The sequence below is a fragment of the Streptomyces hoynatensis genome (assembly GCF_003626535.1).
GTDB lineage: Bacteria > Actinomycetota > Actinomycetes > Streptomycetales > Streptomycetaceae > Streptomyces > Streptomyces hoynatensis.
In genome coordinates this window covers 17,861-35,637 of record NZ_RBAL01000035.1, presented here as the reverse complement: position 1 = coordinate 35,637, position 17,777 = coordinate 17,861, and the positions used below count along the sequence as shown (strand labels likewise).

Below are 17,777 nucleotides of genomic sequence, written 5' to 3'. Positions count from 1 at the left end.
TCCCCGAGGGTGAGCGGGACGAAGCCGGCCGTCTCCTGCGGGTGTTGCTGGAGGAGCACCGCCGGTCTGCCGGTGGGGCGTCGGCCGGGGAGGGGGGCCTGGCCGTCGCGGGGGATGTGAGCATCACCGCGGAGGGCGGTTCCATCGCTGCGGGCGTCGTGCACGGAGGCGCGAGCATCGGAAACCCTTCACCGCCGGCTCCGCCTCAGGGCTGAGCGGAGACCCGGCGCACCCAGGCCCACGCCACCCCCGGCAATCCTCTGGCCCGGGCGCCTCTGCGCCTTCGGGCGGCGTGTCCGCTTTCGGTGGGGGCATCGCGGTCGGTCAGATCCACGGCAATGTCACGGTGAAGGCGTCTCGTTCCCCGGCTTCGTGGCCGCATCAGGTTGGGGTGATCCCGCCGCGGGCTGGGGCCTTCCAGCGTCGGGTGCAGGCGGGGTGGTTGCGGGAGGCGGTTGCCGAGGGGGGCACGGTGGTGCTGTGCCAGGTGCTGTCCGGGATGGGCGGGGTGGGCAAGACGCAGCTGGCGGCCGAGTATGCCCGCATGGCCTGGGAACGGGGTCTCAAGCCGGGTGGGGTGGATGTGCTGGTCTGGATCAGTGCGGGCAGCCGCGAGGCGATTGTGGCCGCCTATGCCCAGGCGGGTGCGGAACTGTGCGGTGCCGATCCCGGCGATGCCGATCAGGCGGCGCGTGCTTTTCTGGCGTGGCTTCAGCCCAAACCCGGGGCCAGGCCGTGTCGTTGGCTGGTGGTTTTGGACGATGTCACCGATCCCGCCCACCTGCGGGGTCTGTGGCCGCCTGCCTCCCCGTTGGGGCGGGTTCTGGTCACCACCCGCCGCCGTGACGCGGCCTTGACGGGCCGGGGCCGTGTGGTGAGTGTCGGCGTGTTCACCGAGGCCGAAGCGGTCGCCTACCTCACCCAGGCCCTGAGCGCCTTCGGCCGCAGTGAACCCGACGGGCAACTCGCCGCGCTCGCCCGCGACCTGGGATTCCTGCCGCTGGCCCTGTCCCAGGCCGCCGCCTACCTCACCGACACACTTCTGTCCTGCGCCGGCTACCGTGCCCTGCTGGCCGGCCGGAAGGGGAAGCTCGCCGACCTGGTCCCCGCGGACGGTGCTTTGCCCGACGACCAGCGTGCCACCGTGGCCGCCACCTGGGCCCTGTCCATCGAGCACGCCGACACCCTGCGCCCGGCGGGGCTGGCACGCCCCATGCTTCACCTGACAGCCCTGCTGGATCCCAACGGCATCCCCGCCACCGTCCTGACCTCCCAGCCCGCCCTCACCTACCTGACCGAGAACCGCACCCCCACCAACACGGGCACCCCCGCCGGCACAGGCACTCCCACCGACACAAGCACCCCCACCGGCACGGGCACCTCCCACCTGCCAGGCCGGGTCACGGCTGAAGATGCCACGCTCGCGTTGCGTGCCCTGCACCGGCTCAGCCTCATCGACCACGCCCCCGCCACCCCCCACATCGCCGTCCGCGTCCACCAGCTCATCCAGCGCGCCACCCGTGACACCCTCACTCCCACCGGGCACGACCACCTCGCCCGCACCGCCGCCGACGCCCTCACCGACGCCTGGCCCGGCATCGAACGCGACACCGGCCTCGCCGGTGCATTGCGCGCCAACGCCGCCGCCCTCACCCGCGCCGCCGAAGACGCCCTCTACCGGCCCAACGCCCACCCGGTGCTTTTCCGCACCGGCCGGAGCCTCGGCGAAGCCGGCCAGGTCACTGCCGCCCTCACCCACTTCCACCACATGGCCCAAGCCACCCACCACCACCTCGGCCCCGACCACCCCGACACCCTGACCACCCGCCACAACCTCGCCTACTGGCGGGGTAGAGCGGGGGACGTGGCGGGTGCCGCGGCTGCGTTCGGGGAGTTGCTGGCGGACCGGGTGCGGGTGCTGGGCCCCGACCACCCCGACACCCTGACCACCCGCGACAACCTCGCCTGGTGGCAGGGCGAGGCGGGGGACGTGGCGGGTGCCGTGGCTGCGTTCGAGGAGTTGCTTGCGGACCGGGTGCGGGTGCTGGGCCCCGACCACTCCGACACCCTGACCACCCGCGACAACCTCGCCTGGTGGCAGGGCGAGGCGACCGTGGATGAATCGACCGATCCCTGAAACAAGACCGTTAACCGGCGGCGCATGGCCGGAACGAGCCCGGAGCGTGCGGGCGAAACGGTGTCAAAGAGTCGGTGGACTCAACAAATATCTGTCCCGTAACGGCTGGTCGCGGGTGAGATGGGTGAGTGGTGTGATCACCCCGGCGCAGCCGTCCTGGAGGCCCTGTTCACCGGGCTGAGCCCGCGGCTGTTCCGCGAGCTGGTGACCATACTTCGTCGTGAGGGCGCGGACGCGGTGCGGCGGGGTGTCGTCACCGCTAGACCGACCCGGGCCGTCTGCTGTTTCCTTGTCCCTGGATTCCGCCGTGGCGGCGAACGCGCACCAGCCCGCCTGTCAGTCGAGTTCTCTGCGCGGCAGCCGGCATCAGAGACGAAACATTGCTTCCACCGTCACCTGGTGACCGGAAAGCCACAGGTCATGAGCGTTCCCCTCTGTGTGGTGCCCTGCCGGGGGCACCAGCGCAAACGCCCCGGACCGATCGTGGTCCGGGGCGTTTGACATCAGGTTTTGACATCAACGGCGGCGGTCACCGACGCACGGGATGCCTTCCGAGCAGCCGGTCCATGTGGCTGATTGCCTCCCGCTGGGTGTCCTGGACGACGTGGGTGTAGACGTCCATGGCGATGCTGATTCGGGAGTGCCCGAGGATCTCCAGCGACCCGCGGCGCCACGCCGGCGGCCGTTGTCCACCATGGCCAGCAGATCACGACCCTTGGCATCGCACTCGGCCCATGTCTTGCCGTAGCGAACTTCCGCGCCCGGGTGCCGTCTGGCTGGAGGACGTGGACGGCCGCCTGATAACGACCGTCCTTACGCTTGGTGATGGTGCCCGCGCCGTTGGGGTTCTTCTTGCGTTGCTGTGCCATTACGCCTCCCCTGCAATCCGGTTGGCGATGAATTCGTGCAGAGACGAGGCGGGAACCCGACGAGCCCGGCCGATGGTGACGATGCCAGGCGCCGCGCACGGATCAGCTCGTACACGGTGGAGCGGGCCGGCTTCAGCCACGCGATGACCTCCTGCACGGTGAGCAGTTCGTGAAGGGCTGCAGGGAGAAGATCGCCTCCACCGGCAGCCCGAAGTACGCGGCGGCCAGGTCGAGGCTCGGGTTGTACTGCCCGCGCTCGATGTGCCCGATCGTCTGGTAGTGCGCACCAACGGCCTCCGCCGGCACGCGTCGCGTCACCTTCCGCTCCGGGCGCACCACGGACAGCCTGTTGTGCACCTGCTCACCCATGGGGGGTGCTACATCTGACAGCGGGCACGCAACCACACGGCACCGTCGGCGTCACCCCTCCCGGTCGGCGCCGTTGGGCGCCTCGTCCGCCAGCCGCCGGATGTCGGCGGCGATGTCCCCCCACGCCGGCTCCGGCATCTCGTGACCGACCCCGGGCAGCAGCTGGAAACGGGCGCCGGGGATGCGGGCCGCGGTGCGGCGCCCGCCGCTGGGCCGGATCAACGGATCGTCCGCGCCGTGCAGCACCAATGTGGGCGCGCGGACCCGCTCGATCGACGGCCCGTGCCACTGGGCGCCGATCTGCCGACTCTGGGCCTCCTGGTCCCGGACGCCGTGGTCGGCGATCCGCTCGGCCCACGCTCGGGCGGCTCCCTCGTCGAACGGGCGCGCGGGCGAGGCGAGGAGCCGGGAGACGGCGACGCCGGCCGCGATGTCACCCTCCCGGGTGTCGGGGAATCTCAGCCGGGCGAACTTCGCCAGGGTGCCCAACCGGATGTACCGCAGCGTTCGCAGCCCCGCGACGTCCCCGGGGACGGCGGACATCGAGGTCAGCGTCCGCACCCGGTCCGGATGCCGCAGCGCGACGCGCTGGGCGACGGCGCCGCCGAGCGACTGGCCGAACAGGTGCGCCGACCCCCAGCCCAGGGCGTCCATGACCGCGACCGCGTCGTCGGCCATGTCCTCGGCGGTGTAGGCCTCGCCGCGCTTCCCGAAGAGCGCGGCGATCGGGTTGCGGCTGGGAGTCGGCGGCAGGTGCGTGGACTCGCCGGCGTCGCGCGGATCGTAACGGGCCACGTCGAAGCCCTGGCCGGCCAGCTCGCGGCACAGCCCGTCCGGTAGCCACTGACGGCTGGCCCCGAGCCCCATCACCAGCAGCAACGGCTCACCGCCCGCCCCCTCGGTGAACCGGTCGAAGGCCAGCCGGATCTTCCCGTTCTCGGCCCAGCGAACCGGGGTCCACGGCCCTTCCGGGGATGCGCTCATCTCGTCTCTCCCTCATGCGGCTGGATGCAAGCCGATACTGCGATCGCTGTTCGCGCTTTTAGGATAGAGGCTCGGACGACGGAGGGACGGGTGGGGTGCCAGACAGGATGCGGGGCAGGGCGCTGGAGGCAGGGGCAGGCGAGTCGGCGGCTGAGCCGACCGGACCGACTGAACCGGCTGAGGCAGCCGTGACTGTCTGGGAACGCCCTGCGCGGGGCGCGCGTGGTCCCGCGCCCGAGCGCAGCCGCGCCGAGGTCACCGCCGCCGCGGTGGCCCTGGCCGACGAGAGCGGACTGGCTGCGGTGACCATGCGCCGTGTGGCCGGACGACTGGGCACCGGACCGGCCTCGCTCTACCGTTACGTCTCCAGCCGCGACGAACTCATCGACCTGATGGCGGACGCCATGACGGGCGAGATCGACCTCACCGCGCCGCTCGGCGGCGATCCCGTCGAGGACCTGCTCGCCCTGGCCAGCCAGGCGAGGGCGCTCCACCTGAGCCACCCGTGGCTGCTCGACGTCCCGCCGGAGCGGCTGCGGCTCGGACCCCGGGGCCTGGACTACCTGGAACGCGCGCTCACGGCGATGGCGCCCGCGGCGCTGCCCGGCCACGCCCGGCTGGAGACGGTGGCCCTGCTCAGCGGTCTGGCGAAGCTCTTCGCCAGGACGGAACTACAGGCCGCACAGACCTCCACCGAACGGCACGCGGCCCAGGCCGGCTACCTGGCCCGAGCCGCGGCCGAGGGCACCCGCCCCCTCCTCGCCGCGGCCCTGGCCGAATCCGCCGCATCCGGCCTCCCCGAAGACCTCCAGGCCCTCTTCGAGCGCACCGCCCGCCGGGTGCTTGCCGGCCTGCTCACGGGAGACCAAAAGTGAAATGCCCCGACCCGCCGACCGGCAGTGGCGCGGCCTGGCCATGCGCACCGACAAACTCGCCCTCCACTACCTCGCCAGCATCCTCATCTGGCCAAAATCCTGATCCACCAGACACTGCCTAGGTGTGTTGTTCGGACAGGTTGGTGACGCGGCTGGCTGGTGGGTGGCCGCCGATGCCGGTGTGGGGTCGGTGGTAGTTGTACCAGTCCAGCCAGTCGGGGAATGCGGCTTGTCGTTCGACGTCGGAGGTGTAGGGCCGCTGGTAGGCCCATTCGTCGAGCAGGGTGCGGTGGAAGCGTTCGGCCTTGCCGTTGGTCTGGGGCCGCCAGGGCCTGGTCCAGCGGGGGCTGATGCCGAGGTCGCGGCAGGTGTCGCGCCAGGTGTTCTTGGTGTAGGCCCAGGCGTTGTCGGTCAGGACCCGTTCGATCGTGGTGCGGCGCAGCCCATGAAGAGGCCGGCCCCGAGCAGCGCGACGAAGCCGCCGGTCAGCAGCGTCGCCCGCCAGCCGAACTCCTCGGCGACGAGCGGCAGTACGGCCGAGGCGAGCGCCGCTCCCAGCGGCAGCCCGGCCTGCCGGACGCCCATCGCGAAGCCGCGCTGTGACGCGTCGAACCAGGAGGCCACCGACTTGCTCCCGCCCGGCTGGACGGTGCTGTATCCCGTGCCGGCCACCAGGAGCGCGACCAGCAGGGCCGCGTAGCCCGGAGCCAGGCTCCCCGCGCCCAGGGCCAGCGCGACCAGGCCGGCCCCGCTCCCGACCACCCAGCGCTCGCTGTAGCGGTCAAGGAGTTCGCCGGCCACCAACAGCCCTGCCAGTGGCACCAGTTGGGCTGCCGAAACGAGCAGACCCAGCTGCGCCGTGCTCAGGCCCAGGGCGCTCTGCAAGTGGACGCCGAGCGCTCCGAGACCGCTCACGAAGAAGCCGGATGCGGCCTGGGCGAAGGTGGCGATGCCAGCACGATCCAGCGATGGCGCCACGGGTCGCCGGCCTGGGTTCCGGCGAGCCTGGCGGCTTGTTGTGTCATGCCGACCACATTGATGTAATGGCCTTATACAACTCAACCCTTACGGCGAGGATGTGGTGAACCTGGCCGCGGACCTGGCCAATCGACGGCCCGAGAGCGCGGCCGAGCTGGCAGACCGCTGCCGCGCCGCCGGGCTCGCCCTGGAACGCCGGGTGACGGCGGACGATCTCAGCCGCTGCCAGGCCGCACTGAACGCCTGGGAGCGGATTGTCGACACGGCCGGAGAGCAGGAGCGCGCCGATCTGCTGAACCGGATGCTGGCCGAGGCAGCCGCCTACCCGCGACTGACCTCCCACCCCGGCACCGGCTGGCATCTGCACTACCGGGACCCGGAGGAACCGCTCGGCTCCGTGCTGTTCACGCTGTTCGCGGTCGGTACCGCACTGCATCTGGCGGGCCGGGGCATGCACCGGCTGCGGCGCTGCGAGGTGATCGAGTGCGGCAGGGCCTTCGCCGACACCTCGCGGACCGGACGACAGCGTTACTGCTCACCTCGCTGCGCCAATCGCGACGCCGTACGCAGGCACCGGGCACGAGCCGCGGTCACCCGGCCGGTCGGCGAGGTCGTTCCGCAGGCGGTCGTGGCGAAACAACCGGCCGCCCGGCAGCCCACCCGCTGACTGGGGTGCCTGGGGACTGTCGGTGGCTGGTGGCAGGATCGCCGGCATGGGTTTCGTACGCACCACTCCGCCGCGGCCGGTCGAGGTGACCGCGGTCTTTCCCGAGCTGGCTCCGTTGGCGCGTCCGGCGATCCGGCTGCATCCCCGGCCGGGATCGCCCTCGGTCAGGGAGAGTTCGGTCGGGGGGCCGTTGCTGTGGCCGGTGGAGGAGCCGTGGCCGCACTGCGAAGCCTCGCACCTGCATCGTGACAGTGGGTTCCGCCAGTCGCCGGCGGACGTGCGGCGGAAGAGGCGCATCAGGGAGCGGCTGCACCGCGATCCCGACGGTCCCGCGCGCACGCCCGAGGAGAAGGCGATCGAGGAGCGGAGCGCCGCGGTGCTCGGGGAGCGCCTCGACGCCGGCCCTCCGTTGCCCGCGGACTGCCCGGTCCCCCTGCTGCCCGTGGCCCAGCTGTATCTGCGGGACATACCCCTGTTGCGGCCGCCCGGCCGGGCCGATCTGCTGCAGGTCCTCTGGTGCCCCTACGACCACGATCCGGACTACAAGCCCGCGACCGCGCTGTTCTGGCGGTCCGCCGCCACGGTCGGCGACGTTCTCGCCACGCCGCCGGAACCGTTCGAGGTGAACTACGAGGGCTACGTGCCGCAGCCGTGTCTGCTGGCACCGGAGGCGATCACCGAGTACCCCAACAGCCTCGACCTGAGCCCGGAGTTGCGGCAGGCGGTGGGGGACTGGGGCAGATGGCAGGCGGCCGGCGTCGGCGTGGACGGCTCGTACGCGGACTATCCGGCGGAGTTCTACGACGGCAACCTGGCTGACGCCCCCGGCTGGAAGGTGGGCGGCTGGCCCCCGTGGGGCCGCACCGATCCGTACCGCCGTTACTGCACGGTCTGCGAAGCTCAGATGGTCCCGCTGCTGACCATCGCCTCCTTCGAATGGGACGGTGGTGAGCGACGAGGCTGGGCGCCGTACGAGGACCGGGCCGACGCCTACGCGCCCAGTCATCGCGCCGGCCTGGACCCGGCGCAGCCGACGAAGGTCGAAGTGGGCAGCACGGACAACATGCAGCTCTATGTGTGCCCCACCTCTCCCGAGCACCCGCACACCGACCTGATCCAGTGAACTGCCGGCTGCCTTCAGGACGACGGCGGGCTCCTGCCCCGCCGGCACCACACCGCTGGTGCCCAGCGGGACATCGGGCGATCGCAGCAGCGCAATGGACAGGGCTTCCCGCGCCTGCTCCGGCCGGTAGGAGCGGTACCCGGTGGCCGGGTCCACCCTGGCCGGCCGCGGCAGGCCGAGATCCGCGCAGTTGCGGAGCTGTTTGACGCTCAGGAGGTATTTGGGAACTCTGTGCTGAGTTTTTGCCTGGTTTGGGTGATCGTGGTGTGAGATCGGATCAGGCGGTGCGCCGGTACTTTCGGGAGTGTGGTGATCCGTTGCCGATGTCGAAGGCGGCGGAGGCGGTGTTCTGCTCGGGGCGGTGCAGGTTACGGCGGTCCGGGTGTCTGTGGGGCTCTTGAGGCGTGGCGACCTGCGGGACCTACAATGAGCGGCATGTCGCCTGATGCCTCCCCATCCTCCGTGTGGCCTGTCCTGCACTACGACGACACGAGGGCGGCGCTGCGCTTTCTGGTCGACGTGCTGGGCTTTGCGGACGTGGTCGCCGCGCCGGATGAGCACGGCGGGATCGGGCACGCCGAACTGCGGTGGCCTGGCGGGGGTGCGCTGGTGTTCGGTTCGACCCGGCACACGGACAGCGTGCACGGGCGGATGCGGGCGGGAACCAGCGCGGTCTACGTGGTGAGCGACGACGTGGACGCGGTGCACCGACGCGTGGTCGACGCCGGAGGCGAAGTTCTCGAACCGCCGCATGAGACCCGGTTCGGGTCGGGCGACGCGGCGTACGTGTGCACGGTGCGGGATCCGGAGGGCAACTTGTGGACCTTCGGCACCTACCGCGGCCCTTCGCTGGCGTAGGGCGCCGGGCAGCGCTGGAGGACCCCGGCCGGTTGGGCCGCAGTCCTGGTGTTGCGGCGCTGGCAGCCCGGTACGGGTGCGATCAGGGCTTCTTCGACCAGTTCGTCCGGGAGCCCTTGTGGGTCAGCCGGCGGGTCATCAGGCGTCACCGTGATCATCACCGGCAGACCGAGGGTGTCGACGGCGATGTGTCGCTTGCGGCCGTTGATTTTCTTCCCGGCGTCGTAGCCGCGGCTGGCGGCCGCGACGGTGGAGGCGCCTTTCACCGCCTGGGAGTCGACGATCAGGGTGACCGGGTAGGGGCAGCGGCCCTTGCCGGTGCGGATCCGGCGGCGGAGCTGGTCGCGGATCCAGGCCACCACCCCGGCCCGGTGCCATCTGCGGAAGACGGCGTAGACGGTCTCCCAGGGCGGGAAGCCCGCTGGCAGGGCCTGCCATTTCGCCCCGTTGTCCACGATGTAGCGGATGGCGTCCAGTGCGCCGTGAGGCGCCCTGTTATATCCCCGGTTCAGCCGGGAGGAACTTGAAGGGAGGTTCTTGGGTCCAATGGATTACCTGGATCCGAAATGGTGAAGGGGACCGCAGCATGCCAGGAAAGCGACGGCCGGGCCCAGGCGTTGGGGACGGCGGCGTCGTGGGACCCGCGTGATATGGCGAAAGCTATACTGCCTGAACCCCAATTCCCAGAAGATTAAAAATTGAATCCACCGGAAAAGCGCCTGAAACCGGTGCCGCACTCTGCGTTGAGGTAGTTGACGACTTGACGCAGCCTTCGGGGTGCGGAGCGATGCCCAATGAGGGTATTGAAGGGAATGAATGGGGCGCCTAAGTCGCGCTATTACGTATGACAGGGACGAACACGGGATCGCCTACGGGGTGAGAACCCTAGGCGACGGAGGCCCCGTAGTAGTCGCCGGAGTCACGACCGGCCAAGGAGGATGGGAAGGCCATCCGCAGAGCGAAGGGGGCCAGGTGATCGGACACGCAGAAATCGGGAGGTATGCGTAATGCAGAACGCCGAAACGGTGCTGAGTGTCCTCCGTGAGCGCGGCAGACGTGGCCTGCCGTGCGATGAGCTGTATCGACAGTTGTTCAACCCGCAGTTGTATCTGCTGGCTTACGGGCGTCTGTACTCCAACAAGGGGGCGATGACGCCTGGGGCCACCGGGGAGACCGTGGACGGCATGTCGCTGGGCAAGATCGAGCGCATCATCGATGCTCTCCGCCATGAGCGGTATCGATGGAGTCCGGCGAGAACCCGGGCTGCCGGCGGAGCTGAGGCCAGCGGGTAGAGACCCACCGGTACATCTTGACCGTCGATGCCGGTATCCCGATGTACTCGGCGAACAGCCCGAGCGACTCCTCGACGGTGAACAACTCCTCACTCTGCCCGCCGATCGAGCCGCCGTGGGAGCGCAGCGGCTCGATCTCCAGCGCCCCGACCTTGCTGGGCATGGCCATCACCACCTGCGCACCGGGGGCGGCCTCCGTGCTGCCGACGACAACTCCGGCGCGAGTTGCCCGGCAGTCTGCTCCGGCCCGATATCCCCCATAACGGGGTTAGTTGATACCGTTTCAGGGTCCACAAGCGTTCGGGAAGGCGTCACTGTGACGGTTCCGCGAACGCTTGACGATCCCGCCAGGCCCTGGTTCTGCATCGCGGCGAGCAGTAGACCGCATCCGCGCGACGCTCGACTCCGGCCGCCCATGGCGTCCCGCAGACCGGGCAGACCGCTTCGCCATCGGGGCCGCTGCGGATCACCGCCACGCGGGCCTTCGTCCGGCGGACCATGCGCCAGTGCCTGGCGCGACACGCTGGCGAGCAGAACACGGCTCCCGGCCGAGCCCTCGGCTTCAACCGGCTGCCGTACTCCGGACACCACCGCCCACGCGGACGTCCACTCCGCCTGGTCACCCCTCCACGCTACGGCGACGGCCGCCCCGAAGGGAGCGTTCTCAAACACCTCCTCAGCCGGACCAGGCGCGCGAAGTGCCCGACCGACATCGGGTCGTCGTGCAAGCGCCCGGGGGTGGACCCTCCCCTCGTGGGAGAGTCCACCGCGCCCCGCCGGCGCGGGTGCGCCCCTGCGGTCCCATGGGGGTGTGCCCTGGGCGTGCGGGGAGGCGACCGGCGCGAACGGGGCCGGAACCGGGGGTGGTTGCCCCCGGCCGGTCCTCGCTCAGCGGGTTTCCGCGTGGGGCATCCCCGGGAGGTCTCCCGGGGCCGGGGCCGGGGCCGGGGCCGGGGCCGGAGGCGGGGCCGCCTCGGCCGGGTGTGCTGCGGGGCGCGGGGGTTCGCCTGCCTTCTGCTGCGGGGCCGGGCGGCGGATGAGGAGGCAGCCGGTGAGGGCGGCGGCGAGGCCGGCCAGGCCGGCCGTCGCGAAGCCGCCCGCCGGGGCCGAGGCGTCGATCGCCGCCCCGACGAGCGGGGACCCGAGCGCGAAACCCGCGCTCTGCGCCGCGGATTGCATGCCGGTGGCCTCGCCCCGTACGCCGGCCGGCGTCAGCCGGCTCACCGCGTCGGCCACCGTGGAGAGGGTCGGCGCGGTGAGCAGGCCGGCGCCGACCAGGGCCAGGCACAGCCAGGGCCAGTCGTGGGCGAGGCCGGCGGGAAGCGTCAGGAGCCCGAGGAGGCCGAGCAGCAGCCAGGTGGGCAGCGGCACGGTGAGCGCCCCGTACACCAGCCCGCCGGTGACGGAGGCCGCGCCGAGCACGGCCACGACCACCCCGGCCCAGGACACCTGCCCCGCCTCTTCGAGCGTGGCGACGATGGCGAGGTCGATGCCGCTGAGCAGGGTCGTGGTGCCGAGGGCCATCGTGAGGACCGCGATCAGGCGGGCGCCCAGCCACTCGCGGCGCCGGGGCCGTCCGGCCGCGCCGGGGCCGGGCTCGTCCTCGGTGCGCAGCGGCGGGTTGAGCAGGGCGATCCCGGCGCCGCCGGTCACGATGACGGCGCCCACCCCCCACACCACCGCGTCGGGGGACAGCCTCGCCGCGCCGAGGATCACCACCGCCGGGCCCACCATGTACGTCAGCTCGCCCTGCACCGATTCCAGCGCGAAGGCGGCCCGGCGCTGCGCCGGCGTCGTCATCGCGGCGATCGCCTGCCTGGTCACCTGCTGCACCGGCACCATCAGCAACCCCGCCGCGAGGGCCGCGCCCAGCAGGGCCCCGTAGGGCAGGACCGGCACGCTCAGCCAGAACGCGGCCTGCACGGCGGCGGTCGCCGGCACCACGGCGCGCAGGCCCCGCCGGTCGATCAGGCGGCCGAGCAGCGGCCCGCCCAGCGCCACCCCGGCGGTCAGGGCCGCGACGACACCGCCGGCTGCCGCGTAGCTCAGGTCGAGGCCGAGCACGACGTGCAGCGTCAGCGCCGTCGCGTCCGCGGTGATCGCGGCGCGGGCGAGCAGCGTCACGGCCAGCAGCGATGCCATCCCCGGCACGGCGAGCACCTGTCGGTAACCGGTCACCCCAGGACGCTAGAACAACCGGCGAGACCATAGGAAGTGCTTATTTCGTTGGGGGTGACATAGTGCGGGCTTATGGCCAGAGATCTGGAGACCGTGCTGCTGCGGGCATTCGTCGCCGCCGTGCGGACGGGCAGCATCAGTCGCGCCGCGGTCGCACTCGGGCACACTCAGCCCGCGCTCAGCCAGCAACTGCGCAAGCTCGAAGGCGCCGTCGGCCGTCCGCTGCTGCACCGCTCGCCGTCCGGGGTTTCCCCCACCCGCGCGGGTGAGGAACTCCTCCCCTACGCCGAACGCATCCTCTCGCTCTGCGCGCAGGCGCTCAGCGAGGCCGGGCGCGCGCTCACCGGCCACTGCGGCGTCGGGCTGCTGGAGGACCTCGCCGCCTCCCAGCTTCCGCAGGCCCTCGCCGACCTCGGCCGGCTGCACCCCGGCGCGACGCTGGAGGTGCTCAGCCTCTCCAGGGCCGCGATGCGGGAGGCCTACGACGGCGGCCGCGTCCAGCTGGTGCTCGACGAGGCGCAGGACGTTCCTGGGCCGCCGCGCTGGACGGTGCGCCGGCCGCTGGTCTGGGCGGTCGGCCCCGGCGTGGACGTGGCCGCCGATCCGCTGCCCGTGGTGCTGTTCTCGAACCCGTGCACCTGGCGCACCTCGGTGCTGGAGTCGATGGAACGCGCCGGGCGGCGCTGGCGGGTGGCGTTCGAGAGCAACGGCCTGGCCGGGGTGCTCGCCGCGGTGCGGGCCGGACTCGGCGTGGCGGCGCTCCTGCCGGGCAACCTCGAACCGGCCATGGCCTGCCACGAGGCGGGCGTCCTGCCCACCCTGCCGGACGTCGAACTGGGCCTCGCCCGGCACCCGAGGACCGCGGGCGACCCGCTGGTGGACGCCGTGGAGACCGCGCTGCGGCGCACGGTGTGAGCGGGCCGGGGAGCGCGGCGCGCGGGGCCGCCGCGGACCGGGTCGCGGTGTGCGGGGTGGCCCGAGGGGCGGAGTGAGCCCCGAGCGCCGCGAGATCACGATCGCCGCGCTCGAACGAGCCGCGGTCCGGCTGTGCGGCCTGGTAGGCGAGGCCGCCCTGGCCGAGGAATGACCCGCGGGAATGACCCGCGGCCCGCGCCCGGCGGCCCGGACGGCCGCCGCGGCGCAGCGCCCACGCCGGTCCGAGGGGCCGCGGCCCGCCCGGCCCGGGGGAGCGGGGGGAGCGGGGGGAGCGCTCGGGCCCCTCCTGGTGGGCAACGGCAGTCGCTAGGGTGGCGGGCATCCCTGCACCACCCACCTTTCGGTTGCGACAGGAAGCAGGAGCGATGACCCGCTATGTGATGGCAGCCACCGACGCCGGCGGGGGGCAGCGCGAAGAGCGGACCGTCTCCGTGGAGCCGACGCTCGACGACGCCGCCGCGTTCGGGGGCCGGCACGGCAGGAACTATGTGGCGGTCCGCTACGGCCACGACGACATCACCCTCTACGGGCGGGACGCCGCCGGCGCCTGGTCGGTGCTCGTCACCCACGCGCCCGCCGCCGTCGTGGTGGTGAGGCGCCGCGAGCACGACGCCGAGTGTCGGCCGGAGCCGGACTGGGAGGACGGCCTGGCGGCCGGCGATCCCCTCGGGTACCTCTCCGCCCCGGAGGCGGGCTACCTGCTGTCCGCCGTCGACGTGGCGGGCGAGTCGTTCGGGGACCGGGGCAGCGCCACGGCGCCCACGCTCGGCGAGGCCGCCGAGTGGGGCGAGCGGCACGAGGCGAACTACGTGCTGGCCGGCCCGGCGGACGGCGACGTGGTGACGCTGTACGGGCGGGACGCCGGCGGGGGGTGGTCGGTGGTCGCGGCCGGGGTCGACGTGGAGACGGCCTGGGAGGCGTGTCTCTGGTTCGACCTCACGCAGCACTACGCGGGCGGCCCGGTCTCCCCCGGCGGCGGACCCGGCAACGGCCCCGGCCCAGGCGCCGATTCGGGCGCCGATTCGGGCGGCGGGGTCCGGCACCCGCTCGACCTGGTGCCGGAGCCCGCGGGTGGGCGGATGGCCGCGGAGCGGGCGATCTCGCTGGTCGTGGAGCGGATTCGGGCCCGCGGCCTGGACTACCCGACGCGGGGTCTTGCGGCGGATCGTTTCGACGGGGGCTGGAGCGTGTACGCGCCGGCGGAGGTGGACGAGAGCGACCCGATGGCGTTCCTCGACCTGCCGGTGGGCCGGTCGGTCTTCCTGGTGGGCGACCTCGGGCGGGTCAAGGAGATATCGAGCTCCGTGCCGCCGCCGCAGGCGGAGCGGATGTTCGCCGCCGAGGAGGCGTACGTGCGGCGCGGGCTCGCGGACGAACGGTTCCTGGCCGAACTCGGCAACGAGGCGATGCGGCGTGACGCCGAGTCGGGAGGCGCCGCGGGCATCGCCTCGTTCACCGTCGAGCCCCCGGGCGAGGAGGCGACCGCCGCCAGGGCCTCGGCGCTGCTCGCCCCCCTCGTGCAGCAGGTGGCGCTGCTCGGCCCGCCGGGGTGGAACCGGTTCGAGGCGGCCTTCTCCTGCACGGTGTCGGGCGAGGTCGCCCGGCTGCGGTTCTGGTCGGGGAAACGGTCCGCCGAGGTCCCGGTGCCCGAGCAGATCGCCCTGCTGGTCCGCCGGCAGCGGCACCTCGCGGCGCGGATGCCGGCCGGTCCCTGGTGGCGCCTGCTGCTCACCGTCGGCCACACCGAAGGCACGGACGCCACGATCGCCACGGAATACGACTACGGCGACCGCCCCTTCCCCGACGGCCAGTTGCTTGCGCCCGAGCACTACCGCGACGACCTGCTCGCCTACCCGCGCGCCGAGGTCCCGGCCTGGCTGGCCGCCCACGCCGCCCGCGCGGGCCGACCCGGCGGCGTGGGCGAACCCGGCGGCGAGCCGGGCGTGGGGGAAGCGGGTCCTGGCGCAGCCGGGGCAGGAGGGGGCGGCGGCGCGGGCCGGGCGGCGGCGGGCCCGGCGAGGGTGGCGCCGCCCGCGCCGGCCCCGGTGCTCGACGCCAAGGTGGGCTGGAGCAGCCTGCACGCCGACCCCCAAGTGATCACCTACGGCCGGAAATCGATCGAGCTCGATCAGGCGGAGTGGGTCGGCTACGCGTCCACCCACACCACCACGAAGCGCTTCCTCGGCCCCACCAGCCACCAGAACACGTGGGAGTTCCGCGTGGGCCGGTACCCGTACCACGGCGGTCCCGGGGTCACCGTGCAGTTCTTCAAGGCCGGACGCCACGCCGAGCCGCCCGGGGAGTGGCTGTTCCTGGTGAACCTGGTCAGGCAGTACCTGGAGCCCCGGCTGCTCGCCGACCTGGTCGAACGGGTACGCCGCGGCGAGACGGTCACGGCCGGCGGCAGCGTGAAGGTGAGCCGGGACGGCATCGCCTGCGCCAAGCCACGGGTCTCGCTCCCGTGGGGGTCGTTCGACGGCGCCCGGCTGGACAACGGCATGGTCTGCGTCCGGCAGGCGGGCGTGGAGAGGCCGGTGCTGACCGTGCCCCTGAGCCATCCCAACGCCACGCTGCTCCCGGCCCTCTTCGCCGCGCTCGCCCCCTGACCAGCGGGCAACGGCCCATGGCGGAGCGGCCCACGGCCGGGCAACGGGCCGCGGCCCGCCGGGCGCGGAAGCGGCGGCGGGCCCCGTCCGGCCCGCGCCCGCCCCGCCGGTCGGACCCCGTCGGCGGAGCGCCGTCGTTCACCCGGCGTGCGGCGCCACGTGGGCGGCCAGGGCGGTGGGGTGGGTGAGCTGGGGGTAGTGGCCGGTTTCCGGAATCTCCGTCAGCGGGTGGCGGACGGGGACGGCCGGCGGGTCGTCCGCGCCGGCGATGAGCCGGACGGGGACGGTCACCCGGTCGAGCAGGGCGCGCGCCTCCTCCCGCTCGGCGTTGGCCGTGCGCAGGGCCGCGACCATGCGGCGGGCGACGCCGGGGCGGTGCAGGTCGGCCGCGGCGCTGACCAGCTCGGGCCCTGCGGGCAGGCCGAGTTGGGCGGCGAGGCGGGGGGCCGGCATGCGGCGCAGGGCCGCGGCGGCGAGGGCGGAGCGGACCAGCCGGGAGCCGGGGGCCTGGAGGAACGCGGGGGAGAGCAGGACCAGGCCGGAGATGCGGTCGGGGTGCCCGGCGGCGAACCGGAGGGCGGGGCCGCAGGCCAGCGAGTGGGCCACCAGGACGGGGCGGGTGCGCACCGGGGCGAACAGTTCGGCCAGCCAGGCGTCCAGGGGCCGGGAGGTGGGGGAGGAACGTCCCAGGCCCGGCAGGTCGGGGGCCAGCACCGGGCCGGGCAGCGCGGCGGCCAGCGGCGCCCAGCAGTCGGCGTTCAGCGGCGCCCCGTGCAGCAGGACGTGGGTGGGGGAGTGCCGCTCCCCGATCACCCAGGTGCGGCTGCCCGCCACCGCGTGGAAGCCGTACGGGGCCGGCGGGGGCGGGGCGGCGCCGAAGCGGGCGGCGACCAGGTCGTCGGCCCAGGCGCGCAGCGCCTCCCCGGCCGGGGGCATGGCCAGGCCCACCCGCTCGGCGAACGCCCGGGCGGAGGCGGTCGGGTAGCGGTCGGACGCGAGGAAGGTGAGCGTTTCCGGGTCGACGCCGGTCAGCCGGCGCGGCAGCCGCCGCAGCAGGCCGAGCGGCACGCTCCGCCGCGGGGCGGGGACGCCGGTGTGCCGGGCGACGAGGGCGATCAGCTCGGGCAGCGGGGGCGTGTCCTCGTCGAGCACCCAGTAGTGCTCGCCCGCGGGCGCGGCGGGGACCTCGGCCAGGAACCGCGCGAGGTGGCCGATCGTGACGATCGGCAGGAAGACGTCGGGGCCGCCGGGCAGCGCGGGCAGCCGCCGGTGCCACAGGTCCTCCAGGAGCGAGGCCAGGCCGACGTACTGGCCAGGGCCGATGACGGTGCTGGGGTTGACCAGGGTCAGCGGGACGCCCAGCTCCCCGGCCCGGGCGCGCAGCGCGAGATCGGCCTCGGTCTTCGACGCCTCGTACGCTCCCTGCCTGGCGTAGTCCGGGGTCAGGCCGGTGCCGCTCACCCGGTAGCCGCTGAGGTGCACCAGCCGCCGCAGCCGCGGGAGCGTGGCGGCCCATGCGAGCACGTGGAGCGCCCCGGTGACGTTCGCCGCCCGCGCCTGCCGGGCGTCGAGGCCGAAGGCGTAGCGGGCGGCGGCGTTGTAGACGTCGCGCGCCTGGGGCAGGCCGGTGAGCGGCCGGGTGATGTCCGCGGGATGGAGGGTCAGCCGGCCGGTGTCCACGCCCCGGGCGGTCAGCCAGGGGGTGAGCGTGTCCCGGCTCCGCAGGGTGGCGGCCACCCGCTGTCCGCGGGCGAGGAGTTCGGCGGTGAGCGCCCGGCCGATGAAGCCCGTGGCGCCGAAGACGAGCGCGTCCACGGGGGCGGGCATGGGGGCGCGCACGGGGGCGGGTGGGTCTGCGGGGGCGGCCATGGGAGGCTCCTTGGTGGATCGGTCTACATATTTTTT

14 protein-coding genes and 5 pseudogenes are annotated in these 17,777 nt (G+C 73.2%); 10 read left to right on the top strand and 9 right to left on the bottom strand.

Annotated elements, in window-relative coordinates:
• Positions 1-499: 499 nt before the first annotated feature.
• From D7294_RS34120 to D7294_RS30795, 3 genes and pseudogenes are all read left to right on the top strand, one after another.
• Positions 500-841: pseudogene (locus D7294_RS34120) on the top strand (NB-ARC domain-containing protein); the annotation flags it as partial.
• 33 nt (positions 842-874) lie between these two features.
• Positions 875-2,137, top strand: a complete 1,263-nt coding sequence (locus D7294_RS33830; protein ID WP_479681737.1) for a tetratricopeptide repeat protein — start codon at positions 875-877, stop codon at positions 2,135-2,137.
• Positions 2,138-2,261: 124 nt separating this feature from the next.
• A pseudogene (locus D7294_RS30795) lies at positions 2,262-2,386 on the top strand (IS5/IS1182 family transposase); the annotation flags it as partial.
• Positions 2,387-2,818: 432 nt separating this feature from the next.
• Here the strand turns inward: D7294_RS30795 and D7294_RS33545 are convergent.
• From D7294_RS33545 to D7294_RS30770, 3 genes and pseudogenes are all read right to left on the bottom strand, one after another.
• Positions 2,819-3,006 (bottom strand): annotated as a pseudogene (locus D7294_RS33545) (site-specific integrase); the annotation flags it as partial.
• Positions 3,007-3,138: 132 nt separating this feature from the next.
• Positions 3,139-3,375, bottom strand: coding sequence for a helix-turn-helix transcriptional regulator (locus D7294_RS30775; RefSeq protein ID WP_120685111.1), 237 nt, complete (start codon positions 3,373-3,375; stop codon positions 3,139-3,141).
• A 51-nt stretch (positions 3,376-3,426) separates the two neighbouring features.
• Entirely contained in the window at positions 3,427-4,359 is a 933-nt protein-coding gene (locus D7294_RS30770; protein WP_120685110.1) for an alpha/beta fold hydrolase, read from the bottom strand.
• A 188-nt stretch (positions 4,360-4,547) separates the two neighbouring features.
• Between D7294_RS30770 and D7294_RS30765 the strand changes: the two genes are divergently transcribed.
• Complete coding sequence (locus tag D7294_RS30765) at positions 4,548-5,234, top strand: TetR/AcrR family transcriptional regulator (protein WP_241562740.1); 687 nt, start codon at positions 4,548-4,550, stop codon at positions 5,232-5,234.
• Positions 5,235-5,352: 118 nt separating this feature from the next.
• Here the strand turns inward: D7294_RS30765 and D7294_RS30760 are convergent.
• Positions 5,353-5,664: pseudogene (locus D7294_RS30760) on the bottom strand (integrase core domain-containing protein); the annotation flags it as partial.
• On the bottom strand, positions 5,646-6,149 hold the full coding sequence (locus tag D7294_RS30755; RefSeq protein ID WP_241562739.1) for an MFS transporter: 504 nt from the start codon (positions 6,147-6,149) through the stop codon (positions 5,646-5,648). The pseudogene D7294_RS30760 and the gene D7294_RS30755, both read right to left, overlap by 19 nt.
• 136 nt (positions 6,150-6,285) lie before the next feature.
• On the opposite strand from D7294_RS30755, the gene D7294_RS30750 reads away from it, so the two are divergent.
• The 3 genes from D7294_RS30750 (at position 6,286) to D7294_RS30735 (ending at position 8,860) form a co-directional block, all read left to right on the top strand.
• Positions 6,286-6,879, top strand: coding sequence for a CGNR zinc finger domain-containing protein (locus tag D7294_RS30750; RefSeq protein WP_120685108.1), 594 nt, complete (start codon positions 6,286-6,288; stop codon positions 6,877-6,879).
• Between the two features lie 46 nt (positions 6,880-6,925).
• Positions 6,926-8,002: a hypothetical protein gene (locus D7294_RS30745; protein WP_120685107.1), complete on the top strand. Its 1,077-nt coding sequence runs from the start codon at positions 6,926-6,928 to the stop codon at positions 8,000-8,002.
• A 435-nt stretch (positions 8,003-8,437) separates the two neighbouring features.
• Positions 8,438-8,860, top strand: a complete 423-nt coding sequence (locus D7294_RS30735; protein WP_120685106.1) for a VOC family protein — start codon at positions 8,438-8,440, stop codon at positions 8,858-8,860.
• Here D7294_RS30735 and D7294_RS30730 read toward each other — a convergent pair.
• Positions 8,836-9,372, bottom strand: a complete 537-nt coding sequence (locus D7294_RS30730) for a transposase (RefSeq protein ID WP_422070762.1) — start codon at positions 9,370-9,372, stop codon at positions 8,836-8,838. The two genes, D7294_RS30735 and D7294_RS30730, sit on opposite strands and share 25 nt — an antisense overlap.
• Positions 9,373-9,867: 495 nt before the next feature.
• Between D7294_RS30730 and D7294_RS33895 the strand changes: the two are divergent.
• A pseudogene (locus D7294_RS33895) lies at positions 9,868-10,116 on the top strand (reverse transcriptase/maturase family protein); the annotation flags it as partial.
• On the opposite strand, the gene D7294_RS32155 reads toward D7294_RS33895, so the two are convergent.
• Both D7294_RS32155 and D7294_RS30715 read right to left on the bottom strand, forming a co-directional pair.
• Positions 10,070-10,315, bottom strand: coding sequence for a hypothetical protein (locus tag D7294_RS32155; RefSeq protein ID WP_158674739.1), 246 nt, complete (start codon positions 10,313-10,315; stop codon positions 10,070-10,072). The pseudogene D7294_RS33895 and the gene D7294_RS32155 sit on opposite strands and share 47 nt — an antisense overlap.
• Positions 10,316-11,040: 725 nt before the next feature.
• Positions 11,041-12,330 (bottom strand): MFS transporter, encoded by a 1,290-nt coding sequence (locus D7294_RS30715; protein WP_206619589.1) that lies wholly within the window; start codon positions 12,328-12,330, stop codon positions 11,041-11,043.
• Positions 12,331-12,402: 72 nt separating this feature from the next.
• Between D7294_RS30715 and D7294_RS30710 the strand changes: the two genes are divergently transcribed.
• Positions 12,403-13,245: a LysR family transcriptional regulator gene (locus D7294_RS30710; RefSeq protein WP_120685102.1), complete on the top strand. Its 843-nt coding sequence runs from the start codon at positions 12,403-12,405 to the stop codon at positions 13,243-13,245.
• A gap of 386 nt (positions 13,246-13,631) precedes the next feature.
• Positions 13,632-15,872: a hypothetical protein gene (locus D7294_RS30705; protein WP_120685101.1), complete on the top strand. Its 2,241-nt coding sequence runs from the start codon at positions 13,632-13,634 to the stop codon at positions 15,870-15,872.
• Between the two features lie 138 nt (positions 15,873-16,010).
• Here the strand turns inward: D7294_RS30705 and D7294_RS30700 are convergent, their stop codons facing one another.
• A complete protein-coding gene (locus D7294_RS30700; RefSeq protein ID WP_206619588.1) occupies positions 16,011-17,741 on the bottom strand; it encodes an alpha/beta fold hydrolase in 1,731 nt (576 codons plus the stop codon).
• Between the last annotated feature and the right edge of the window lie 36 nt (positions 17,742-17,777).

Bases quoted from the DNA above. Each gene is read 5' to 3' on its own strand.
- D7294_RS30710 (WP_120685102.1), top strand. From the start codon at position 12,403: ATGGCCAGAGATCTGGAGACCGTGCTGCTGCGGGCATTCGTCGCCGCC.
- D7294_RS30705 (WP_120685101.1), top strand. From the start codon at position 13,632: ATGACCCGCTATGTGATGGCAGCCACCGACGCCGGCGGGGGGCAGCGC.
- D7294_RS30745 (WP_120685107.1), top strand. From the start codon at position 6,926: ATGGGTTTCGTACGCACCACTCCGCCGCGGCCGGTCGAGGTGACCGCG.
- D7294_RS30735 (WP_120685106.1), top strand. From the start codon at position 8,438: ATGTCGCCTGATGCCTCCCCATCCTCCGTGTGGCCTGTCCTGCACTAC.
- D7294_RS32155 (WP_158674739.1), bottom strand. From the start codon at position 10,315: ATGCCCAGCAAGGTCGGGGCGCTGGAGATCGAGCCGCTGCGCTCCCAC.
- D7294_RS30700 (WP_206619588.1), bottom strand. From the start codon at position 17,741: ATGGCCGCCCCCGCAGACCCACCCGCCCCCGTGCGCGCCCCCATGCCC.
- D7294_RS30775 (WP_120685111.1), bottom strand. From the start codon at position 3,375: ATGGGTGAGCAGGTGCACAACAGGCTGTCCGTGGTGCGCCCGGAGCGG.
- D7294_RS30770 (WP_120685110.1), bottom strand. From the start codon at position 4,359: ATGAGCGCATCCCCGGAAGGGCCGTGGACCCCGGTTCGCTGGGCCGAG.